Raw genomic sequence first — 2,583 nt, 5'->3', positions numbered from 1 at the left:
AGAATCAATGTTTTGAAATTGGTTATTTAATCGTGCGAATAAGAGTTACTCATTTACACAAAATTATTGACACTCTCTTTTCTTGAGCCTTTTTTATATTTTCAATAACAAGTCGTGAATCATTATTAATGTAATCAAGATAAACACCGCCACCCAGCAAATTTTCTGCTTTTAGGTGCGGTTCACGCTTCAAAACTTCTTCTTTTGAAATTGTGTAATTGGTATATTTAGGATCCGTAACGTTGGCTAACCGATCATATAGATCCATTGCAACTTTCACCGAAAACAAACTAAAAGTTGCACCGGCTTCATCATAAATCGGTAATAACATCGGGTCAGGCCGCGGGATATGCGGCGCAATTCGTTGAACAATCGCCCGTTCTTTAACGGTATCGGAGACAACTTCAACATCAAAAGTTTTTAAATAGCGAATCCCACCATGAACTAATTTAGTTGAGCGCGAAGAAGTCCCTTCAGCAAAATCCTGCATCTCAATCAGGCCACTTTTAATTCCCGTTGAGCTTGCCTGAATGGCAACACCAGCACCAGTAATACCACCACCAATAATCAATAAATCTAAAGCTTCACTTTGCAAATGATCGATAATTTCTTTACGCGTTGTTAATGAAAATGCCATCGTGAGCGACCTCCTTTATTATTTAGTCGTTGTGTTTCAAGGGACGGTGTTTAAACTTCCGCGTTGCTGCAACTGCTTCTTGCCAACCTTCATAAAGATTTTCTCGTTCATCGGCAGGCATTTTAGGTTGGAACATTTCACCTTCTGTATAGTGCTGCTTCAAGTCGGCGAGATCCTTCCAGTAACCAACTGCCAGCCCAGCTAAGAAAGCTGCACCTAAAGCAGTTGTTTCCAAATCATGAGCGCGCTGAATTGGAATATTTAACAGATCAGCCTGAAATTGCATCAAAATATCATTTTTAGCAGCGCCACCGTCTACTTTTAATAACGGAATATCAATCTTAGTATCTAATTTCATCGTGTCGACAACATCTCGCGTTTGGTAGGCAACGGACTGCAAAGTTGCTTTAACAAAATCCTCACGGGTCGTTCCACGCGTTAAACCAAAAACAGAGCCGCGGGCCGTTGAATCCCAGTAAGGCGCCCCTAAACCAGTAAAGGCAGGAACAACGTAAACTTCATTATCATTATGCGAGGCCGCCGCTAATTTCTCCGATTCCGGTGCTGTTTGGATCAGTTTCATTCCATCGCGCAACCATTGAATTGCCGAACCGGCCACAAAAATACTTCCTTCTAAGGCGTAATAAACTTTACCATTAATGCCGTAAGCAATCGTTGTTAATAGGTTATGGTCGGATAATTGTGGATGTTCACCAGTATTCATCACAATAAAAGCACCAGTTCCGTAAGTGTTCTTAACCGTTCCCGGTTCAAACGCCATCTGCCCAAAAAGTGCGGCCTGTTGATCCCCGGCCATCCCGGCAATCGGAACTTCACTACCATAAAAATGGTAATCCTTAGTTTTACCGTAAACTTCTGAATTTGGGTGAACCTCAGGTAACATCACCTTAGGAATATTTAAAAGTTTGAGGATTTCATCATCCCAGTGTAGCTCGTGAATGTTAAACAACATTGTTCGACTAGCGTTAGAATAATCAGTGATGTGTTTTTCACCACCAGTTAACTTCCAAAGAAGCCACGTATCAATCGTACCAAAAAGTAACTCACCTTTTTCGGCACGTTCTTGGGAACCTTTAACGTGGTCTAAGATCCAACGAATTTTTGTTGCCGAAAAATAGGCGTCGATAATTAGGCCAGTCCGTTTATGCACTAAATCAGCGTGACCATCAGCCTGTAATTTATCCGCAATTGAAGATGTTTGCCGCGATTGCCATACAATGGCGTTATAAATTGGTAAGCCCGTTTGCTTATCCCAAACAACCGTTGTTTCCCGTTGATTGGTAATCCCAATACCACTAATTTGCCGCGGCTTCACGCCAGATTCAATAAAAACATTCGCGATTGTCGATAATACTGCGTTCCAAATTTCGTTAGCATTATGTTCCACCCAACCAGGTTTAGGAAAATACTGCGGAAATTCACGCTGCGAATCCGCTACTTTATTACCTTGCTGGTCAAAAATAATTGCCCGGGTACTTGTTGTTCCCTCATCAATCGCCATAATATAAGTTGCTTCTTTTGCCAAAATAAATCACTCCAATCTTTTTTAAGTAGTAAAACGCTAACATAATATTCTTTATAAGCATAATCTCCTAACGGGTAATTGTGAATTAATATGCTGACTTATCGTATAAATTTTTACTTGTGCAAAATTTAGTTATACCTTATGGCAATTAAAATCCTTTTAAAATTAATTAATTGACTTCAAAAATTTCCGTTTGTGAATTAAAAAAGTTGTTACTAAATTACTTTTTGGTGTTAACTTATCCAATAATTCAACTAATTTTCCAACCACTATTTAGCGAAATTGAATTTTAGGCACAAAAAAAATTGCGCTAAAATTTAATTGGCTCTATACTTTTTCCTGTTGATAGTTTACAAATGGTAAACTATTAACAGGATTTTTGTGCAGAAAAAGAGCTCAC

At 39.1% G+C, this 2,583-nt stretch carries 1 protein-coding gene and 1 pseudogene; both read right to left on the bottom strand.

Annotated features, from left to right (window positions below):
* Positions 1-61 precede the first annotated feature (61 nt).
* Positions 62-637 (bottom strand): annotated as a pseudogene (locus tag EKM61_RS11740) (FAD-dependent oxidoreductase); the annotation flags it as partial.
* Positions 638-659: 22 nt separating this feature from the next.
* A complete protein-coding gene (gene glpK / locus EKM61_RS11735) occupies positions 660-2,183 on the bottom strand; it encodes a glycerol kinase GlpK (RefSeq protein WP_263850799.1) in 1,524 nt (507 codons plus the stop codon).
* Positions 2,184-2,583 lie beyond the last annotated feature (400 nt).

It is taken from the genome of Loigolactobacillus backii (assembly GCF_003946275.1).
In the GTDB taxonomy this organism is placed as follows: domain Bacteria; phylum Bacillota; class Bacilli; order Lactobacillales; family Lactobacillaceae; genus Loigolactobacillus; species Loigolactobacillus backii.
The sequence above is the reverse complement of the archived record's forward strand: the minus strand, read 5'-3'. Positions and strand labels throughout refer to the sequence as shown.